Annotated in this window: 4 protein-coding genes; 3 read left to right on the plus strand and 1 reads right to left on the minus strand. The window is 47.8% G+C overall.

Going from position 1 to position 8,730, the window contains the following annotated elements; all coding sequences use genetic code 11:
- The first annotated feature begins 612 nt into the window (after positions 1–612).
- Positions 613–4,287 carry a methionine synthase gene (gene metH, locus D5R40_RS27725; RefSeq protein ID WP_124155514.1) on the plus strand — a complete coding sequence of 1,225 codons (3,675 nt, stop codon included), beginning with the start codon at positions 613–615 and terminating at the stop codon, positions 4,285–4,287.
- Between the two features lie 229 nt (positions 4,288–4,516).
- Positions 4,517–4,987 (plus strand): hypothetical protein, encoded by a 471-nt coding sequence (locus D5R40_RS27730; RefSeq protein WP_124146757.1) that lies wholly within the window; start codon positions 4,517–4,519, stop codon positions 4,985–4,987.
- A gap of 170 nt (positions 4,988–5,157) precedes the next feature.
- On the opposite strand, the gene D5R40_RS27735 is transcribed toward D5R40_RS27730, so the two are convergent.
- On the minus strand, positions 5,158–6,057 hold the full coding sequence (locus D5R40_RS27735) for a LysR family transcriptional regulator (RefSeq protein ID WP_124146758.1): 900 nt from the start codon (positions 6,055–6,057) through the stop codon (positions 5,158–5,160).
- Between the two features lie 166 nt (positions 6,058–6,223).
- Here D5R40_RS27735 and metE point away from each other — a divergent pair, with 166 nt between their 5' ends.
- On the plus strand, positions 6,224–8,581 hold the full coding sequence (metE, locus tag D5R40_RS27740; protein WP_124146759.1) for a 5-methyltetrahydropteroyltriglutamate--homocysteine S-methyltransferase: 2,358 nt from the start codon (positions 6,224–6,226) through the stop codon (positions 8,579–8,581).
- Positions 8,582–8,730: the final 149 nt, after the last annotated feature.

An 8,730-nucleotide genomic window follows, 5' to 3' on the forward strand; every position in this document is an offset into this window, starting at 1 on the left:
GTACCATTGGTGGCCGAAAATTCAGGTTTAATTACTCCGATGCTACCGGATTTGATATAACACCTCTGGAGAGACTGGCCTCTGCTTGAATGAGGAAACTCAAACGAGTAAGCCGACTCGATGAAAGAGGAAGTCTAAATAGCAATATTTAGAATCCCTGTCGCTTTAGTGCGGGGAGTACGTCACAGTTCTAAAAGAAACTTCATTAGTATTAGGATTATAAAGAGTATAGGTAGCATTTCCGGGTAAACTTTCTACATTACCGACTCCTATAACCTACATTACGCACGACAAAATGTAGTATTAATTTAGGAGTCATATAGAATCCGGTTATTGGGACTTACACAACTTAACTGTTTCTTCCCAGCAACCACTACAGTTAACTTTTACTGAAACCGAGAAAATATTTGATCCAAAAGCCGTTTATGGTGATGGCCCTAACCCCACACAATTGTAAATAAATAAAAAGGATTTTTATGTTATCTTAATCATGAGAATGATTATCATTCTTATACATGATTATCCTCCTCAACCTTCCAAGATGAATTGCTTTGGGGTTAAAAAGAAAAAGGTTGCAGGAGAAGTCCAAGGCCAACTATAACCATTACGCTTATGCTAAGTACTGAAACTCCGAAACCTCAGTTAAAGACTTCATTTCTCCAACGGCTCCAGAGTCCAGAGCGTCCAGTGATCATCTTTGATGGCGCAATGGGAACTAACATCCAATCCCAAAACTTGACCGCCGAGGACTTTGGTGGAGCGGAATATGAAGGTTGTAATGAATATTTAGTCATCACCAAGCCAGAGGCAGTGGCCAAGGTCCATCGTGATTTTCTTGCAGCGGGGGCGGATGTTGTCGAGACTGATAGCTTTGGCTCTAGCCCCTTAGTCCTTGCAGAGTACGATCTAGCCGATCGCGCCTACGAGCTAAGTAGAAAGGCAGCAGAATTGGCTCGCAGTTGTGCGGATGAGTTTACCACTCCCGAAAAACCAAGATTTGTCGCAGGTTCCATCGGTCCAGGAACTAAGCTACCCACCCTCGGTCATATTACCTATGATGAATTGAGATCGAGCTTCATGGTGCAAGCAGAAGGTCTCTATGACGGGGGAGCCGATCTTTTCATCGTCGAAACCTGTCAAGATGTTCTGCAAATTAAGGCAGCATTGAGTGCGTTTGAGGCGGTATTTGCCAAAAAAGGTTCGCGAATCCCCTTAATGGTGTCCGTGACCATGGAAATCCAGGGAACCATGTTGGTGGGAACCGATATCTCTGGGGTACTGGCAATTCTGGAACCCTTCCCCATTGATATTTTGGGGCTAAATTGTGCGACGGGTCCCAATTTGATGACTTCTCATATTAAGTATCTGTCAGAAAATTCACCTTTCCCCATTTCCTGTATTCCCAATGCGGGACTACCAGAAAATATTGGCGGTCAGGCAGTTTATAAAATGACCCCCGAAGAATATACAACTGCCATGACAGGGTTCATTGCCGAACATGGAGTTCAGATTGTCGGTGGTTGCTGCGGTACGCGCCCAGCACATATTCAAGCTTTAGCCGAGGCTGTGGAACACACCCCACTAAAAGAGCGTTCGGTGCGAAAAAATACTGTAGGGGAGATTCGAGAGTCACTCTCCTATACGCCAGCAGCAGCTTCCATTTATTCCGCCCAAACCTACGAGCAGGATAATTCTTTTTTAATCGTTGGCGAGCGATTAAATGCCAGTGGTTCTAAGAAAGTCCGCAAGCTGTTGAATGAAGATGATTGGGATGGGTTATTGGCGATCGCTAAATCCCAGGTCAAAGAAGGGGCGCATATGCTGGACGTAAACGTGGATTACGTCGGGCGTGATGGAGAACGGGATATGCGAGAACTGGTATCGCGACTCGTGACTAATACGACCCTCCCACTGATGCTCGACTCCACCGAGTGGACAAAAATGGAAGCAGGTCTCAAGGTCGCTGGGGGTAAATGTTTGCTCAATTCCACCAACTATGAAGATGGAGAAGAGCGATTTTTTAAAGTGTTGGAATTGGCGAAGGAATATGGTGCAGGAGTTGTCATCGGCTGTATTGATGAAGAGGGAATGGCTCGAACCGCCAAGAAAAAATTCGAGATTGCCCAACGCGCTTATGAGGATGCGCTCAAGTTTGGGATTCCACCCCATGAAATTTTCTATGATACCTTAGCCCTACCGATTTCAACTGGGATTGAGGAGGATCGGGAAAATGCCAAAGCAACCATCGAATCAATTCGACTGATTCGGGAAAATCTGCCCGGCGTTCACTTTATGCTGGGGGTCTCTAATATTTCTTTTGGCTTGAGTCCAGCTACTCGCATCACCTTAAATTCTGTCTTCCTGAATGAAGCGATGAAAGCTGGGATGGATGGTTCGATTGTCTCTGCTGCCAAGATTTTGCCGTTATCGAAGATTGACGAAGAACATCAACAGATATGTCGCGATTTGATTTATGACAAGCGCAAATTTGAAGGCGATATTTGCACCTACGATCCATTGACGAAGCTGACGGAAATTTTTGCGGGGGTGAGTGCAAAAGATGCTAGATCGAGTGCTTCCTTAGCAGATTTGCCCATCGACGAACGCTTGAAGCAACATATTATTGATGGCGAGCGGATTGGATTAGATGATGCGTTAAAGGCAGGTTTAGATGCAGGTCATAAAGCACTGGAAATTATCAATACTTTCTTGTTGGATGGGATGAAGGTTGTGGGGGAACTGTTTGGCTCTGGTCAAATGCAATTGCCCTTCGTCTTGCAGTCAGCCGAAACCATGAAATCTGCCGTTGCTTTCCTCGAACCCTACATGGAAAAAATCGAAGGCGAGGACGAAGATCGCGGTAAAGGTAAATTCCTGATTGCTACCGTTAAAGGCGATGTCCATGATATCGGGAAGAATCTGGTGGATATCATCTTGACCAATAATGGCTACAAGGTGGTCAATCTGGGCATTAAACAAGCCATTGAGGCAATCGTCGAAGCTTATGAGCAGCATCAGCCTGATTGTATTGCCATGAGTGGCTTGCTGGTGAAGTCTACAGCATTTATGAAAGAAAATCTGGCAGCATTTAATGCTAAAGGTATTACAGTTCCAGTGATTTTAGGCGGTGCAGCACTAACACCAAAGTTTGTGTATGGAGATTGTCAAGATACTTACAACGGGCAGGTGATTTACGGTAAAGATGCTTTTGCCGATTTGACCTTTATGGATCGACTGATGCCCGCCAAAGAACAGCATTCCTGGGTGGATACCGAAGGCTTTACAGGGGAATTCGCTCAGTTTAACCAAAAGGGACGCAAGGCGATTGAAGATTCAGATCGAGAACTCAATGGTGATGGGTCCAAATCCGATGGAGAACTCAATGGCGATGGGAAGAAATCCGATGAACCCACTGTCATTGATACCAAACGCTCGGAAGATGTGGCGATTGATATCGAACGTCCTGCGCCGCCTTTCTGGGGGACGAAAATTCTTCAGAGTGGCGATCTAGATTTAGAAGAACTGTTCTGGTACATGGATTTGCAGGCACTGTTTGCTGGTCAATGGCAATTCCGTAAACCGAAAGGTCAATCTCGCGAGGAATATGATTGGTTCCTGGCATCAAAGGTTCATCCGATATTGGAAGAATGGAAGGAAAAAATTCGCACAGAAAAATGGTTGGAACCCACTCTAGTTTATGGTTATTTCCCCTGTGCAGCGATCGGCAATTCTGTTCATGTTTACGAGCCTAGTGTTATCGAGCAGGGGTTAACACCGAAAACAGCAACCCCGTTCGTCACTTGGACATTCCCCCGTCAGAAATCCGGGCGTCGGCTGTGCATTGCTGATTTCATCCGCCCCCTCGAACAGAATCAATTTGATGTCTTGCCTATGCAGGCAGTCACTATGGGAGAAATTGCCACCGAGAAAGCACAGGAACTCTATAAAGACAACAAGTACACGGATTATCTGTACTTCCACGGGATGGCAGTCCAGTTGGCGGAAGCCTTGGCAGAATGGAGTCATGCCAGGATTCGGCGGGAATTAGGCTATGGAGATTTAGAGCCAGATAACATTCGCGATGTATTAGCCCAAAGGTATCAGGGTTCTCGGTATAGTTTTGGCTATCCAGCTTGTCCGACGGTGATGGATCAAGTGCCACAGTTGCAATTATTGGGATGCGATCGTATTGGGTTATTGATCGATGAGAGCGAACAGCTTTATCCAGAGCAATCGACCACTGCTTTTGTCGTCTATCATCCTGTCGCTAGATATTTTAGTGCGTAAGAGCGATCGGGAATGGGGTCGCCCTTAAATCCAGGCGACCTCTAATTTTTCTTGATCGGGACTTACGCAAATTGCCAAATCCAACCCTAAATGTAGGGGCGATTCGCGAATCGCCCCTACAGATATAGCGGTAATGCGTAAGTCCTGTTTTCTCGATCATTACTAGGCATCGACATAGCTCCTTTAGCCTAAATTCCAACTGGATTTGCTTTCAAAATAGAGGTCTCTAATGAGTCAAACAAGCGATGGATCGAATTGGCATCAAGATTTTATTGCCAGTAATTTGCTGGTCATTGGCTATAATGCTTGGGTTGGTCATCTCAGTCAGAAGCGCGGTGCGATTGTTTGTAGCACAAATTCTCCAGCATTGGGGGTTAGCGGAGAATCATTCAAAACCCATTTTGTCGGACGTTCTCGCCTTGCGCCGTTCCTGAATGCCTGGTTAGCGGCTCCTGACACTGCAATTTTGCCCCATGACTTTATGATTGGTCACATCTTGGAAGTTGTCGATAATTATTCTCCAACCACAGAGGTTGTGTTGTTGCTGGAGTCTTTCGATCGGGCGATGTTCTTTTACTTGAAAAACCTACCCATGACACCACCTCAATGCTACGAGCAAGTACGTAAGACTTGGGATGAATTCCAGCCAGGAGTTAGTGCTGGGCAAGATGAACAACTTCCAAGAATCTGTCAGAACTGAGATATTGATAAATTGGTTATTTAAACCATAATTAACGTGAGTTCGGGTTAACAGGGTTAAAGCTTATCCCGAACTGAGGTTAAGCTAGTAGTCATTGCGGAGGATGGTTCTGATGTTTGGTAACTTTCAGCTTACTACATCCTCCTTTCCTTATCCCGAACTCAGGTGATTCAAGAATGCTCACTGTAGTTGCGAGCCAGCTCCATAAAAGCATTGAGATAATCAACTTCAAGATCGGTGCGACGGACACCCAAGAAGATTTGCTTTTGGACGCCACTGGCACCTAGTCGCACTGCACGCACGGGATATTTTTCAGAGAATTCCTCGACCAGCCAGCGTGGTAGAGCCGCCACTCCGCGTCCGCAGGCAACCATTTGAAGCATTATGTCCGTACTCTCGACCACTTTCTGTTTTCTCACCGTCATGCCCGCTGGAGCGAGGAAGTAGGTGTAGATATCTAGGCGATCCTGAGAAACCGGATAGGTGAAAAGCACTTCCTCGCCGAGCTGCTGGGGGATGACGTTATCCTTCTCTCCAAGTGGGTGCTCCGAAGAGACCACCAAAACCTGCTCATAATCAAATACCGGCTCAAAATGTAGTGATTTTTTTCGCAGCGGATCGGGTGTCACCAGCAGGTCAATCTCGTATGCGAAGAGCGCACCGATGCCGCCAAATTGAAACTTCTGTTTGACCTCAAAATCCACCAACGGCCAGGCGCGCAAGTAGGGAGTGACGATCTTCTGCAGCCACTGGTAGCATGGGTGGCACTCCATACCAATTCGTAATGTTCCCCGCTCACCACGAGCGAACTGTGCTAATTGTTCTTCTGCGTGGACGAACTGGGGAATCAGGCGGTTGGCTGTGGTCAGCAAATAGTTTCCTGCCGAAGTGAGGCGAAGGCTACGTCCTTCCCTATGCCAAAGCTTTACCCCTACCCGATCTTCCAGCTTACGCATACTGTGGCTCAACGCCGATTGTGTCAGGTGTAGCGCATTTGCGGCTGCGGTCATACTCCCATGCAAGTCAACCGCGCGGATAATATCAAGGTGGCTGCGTTCGAGAAATGTCATTGCTCAGTTTTCCATGAATTTTGCTCATTACTCCATGAATAAACATCATTTGTATTCCCTTGTCAAGGTCAAGTCTGATAGATATAGTAAGATTAATGTCCAATAGACAACAAGGAAAACAGCAAAAGAAATTTGCTGGAATACTCTTACATCGGAGACAAGTTCTATGAGTAACAGCCATAAGACAACTATCAAAACACATTCCCTGGGGTACCCTCGCATCGGAGCCAAGCGTGAATTAAAAAAGGCTACGGAAGCATATTGGAAAGGCGAGCTGCCTCTGTCTGAGCTGATAGCCACTGGCAAGAACTTGCGCGAAATAAACTGGAAGAAGCAACAGGCAGCCGGAATCAATCTGATCCCGGTCAACGACTTCTCCTTTTACGACCAAGTGCTAGACATGAGCTGCCTGCTTGGCAATGTGCCGTCGCGTTTCGAGTGGCAAGGTGGGCAGACGGATATCAACACCGTTTTTACCATCGCTCGTGGTACCGAGGGCGGCGCTTCTTTGGTTGAAGACGAGAAGGACTGCCAAGCAAACAAGATTTCCACTTTCGCCAGCGAAATGACAAAGTGGTTCGATACGAATTACCACTTCATCGTGCCTGAGTTTCGGGCGAACACAACGTTTTCCCTAAGCGGCACCAAAGTCTTTGATGAGTTCGCGGAAGCTAAGGCACTGGGGATTAACGCGAAGCCAGTGCTAGTCGGCCCCGTGACTTACCTCTCCCTAGGCAAGGTACAGGATTCTAGCAACCCAGACTTCGATCCGTTGACCCTTCTCGATAACCTTGTCTCCGTCTATGAAGAGATTATCGGCAAGCTTGCAGCCGCAGGAGCGGAATGGATACAGCTCGATGAGCCGATTATTTCCACCGATCTTAGCGCTCTACAGCGCGATGCTTTGAAGGCAGCATACGATCGCCTCTCCAAGGCCAAAGGTTCGGCAAAGCTGCTCGTCACCACATATTTCGGTGGCGTAAGAGATAATCTTGACGACTACCTTGCGTTGCCGGTTGACGCCTTACACTTCGATTTTGTGCGGGGTTCAGAGGACATCGACACTGTTCTGGCAACCTTCCCGAAGAACAAAATTCTCTCCGCAGGAATCGTCGAAGGCCGCAATATTTGGAAGAATGATTACGATGCCTCACTAGAAGTTTTGAAGAAGGCCAAGGCCGCTGTTGGCGCGGATCGGCTCTGGGTCGCACCTAGCTGCTCACTTGTGCATTCGCCTGTAACCCTGCAAAACGAACGAAAGCTTGATGAAGAGCTGAAAAGCTGGCTGGCTTTTTCCGACGAGAAACTCACAGAAGTCAGTGAACTCCGGCAACTTCTTGATGAAGTCGGAAGTGTGGAAGCTCTTGAAGCTAACCGTGCCGCCGCTGCTTCCCGAAAGTCCAGCAAGCGCATCCATAATGATGCCGTGAAAAAGCGCCTTGCTGAAGTTAAGCCTAGCGATTTCGACCGCGCCTCTGCCTTTGCCGAACGCCAATCCAAGCAGCGGGCTAAACTCAGTTTGCCAGATTTCCCAACCACGACCATCGGCTCGTTCCCGCAGACCAAAGAAGTGCGTCATGCACGCGCCCAGTGGAAGAAAGGAACCCTAAGTGATGCAGACTACGACCAGTTCATTAAGGAAGAAATTGCTAAATGCGTTGCTTTTCAAGACGAGATCGGCATTGATATGCCTGTTCACGGCGAGTTCGAGCGCAATGACATGGTGGAATACTTTGGCGAAAATCTCGAAGGCTTTGCCTTTACAAGCAACGGCTGGGTGCAGAGCTTTGGTACTCGCTATGTGAAGCCACCGATCGTGTTTGGCGATGTCAGCCGCTCCAAGCCCATGACTGTCTACTGGTCTAAGTATGCTCAAACCCTAACCGATCGACCGATGAAGGGGATGCTCACCGGTCCGGTTACGATCCTCCAGTGGAGCTTCGTGCGCGACGACCAGCCACGCTCCGTCACCACCCATCAGATCGCCCTGGCTATTCGCGATGAAGTGGTGGACTTGGAAACTGCTGGCATCGCTGCCATCCAGATCGATGAACCTGCTTTCCGCGAAGGCTTGCCATTACGCCATAGCGAGTGGGATCACTATCTCGACTGGGCGGTGAAGGGTTTTCACCTCAGTGCCTGCGGTGTGAAGGATGATACCCAAATTCACACTCATATGTGCTACTCCGAGTTCAACGACATCATCGAATTCATCGCAGCCATGGACGCCGACGTCATTACTATTGAGACCTCGCGCTCAAATATGGAGCTGCTTGATGCCTTCGTGGACTTCAAGTATCCAAATGAGATCGGCCCAGGGGTGTATGACATCCACTCGCCACGGGTGCCCCCCACCAATGAAATGAGTAACCTCATGTCAAAAGCGGAAGCCGTGATTCCCCGTAAGAACCTCTGGGTTAACCCGGATTGTGGCCTCAAGACTCGCCAATGGTCGGAAGTGAAGCCTTCGCTCATCAACATGGTCGAGACCGCAACAAAACTTCGTGCTACAGCCTCCAAGTAGCTACTTGTTGCCCCTAAAGTAGTGAAGCTGCGATTTGGGGCAATTTAGCATAATTTCCGAGAATACCCCTATTGTAATCTTTGATTCAATAGGGGATAGCGCTTTTAAAGGGCGGAACCATTTCCGCCCACAGCACCTCATGAATTGGA

The sequence above is a fragment of the Okeania hirsuta genome, from assembly GCF_003838195.1.
Classification (GTDB): domain Bacteria; phylum Cyanobacteriota; class Cyanobacteriia; order Cyanobacteriales; family Microcoleaceae; genus Okeania; species Okeania hirsuta.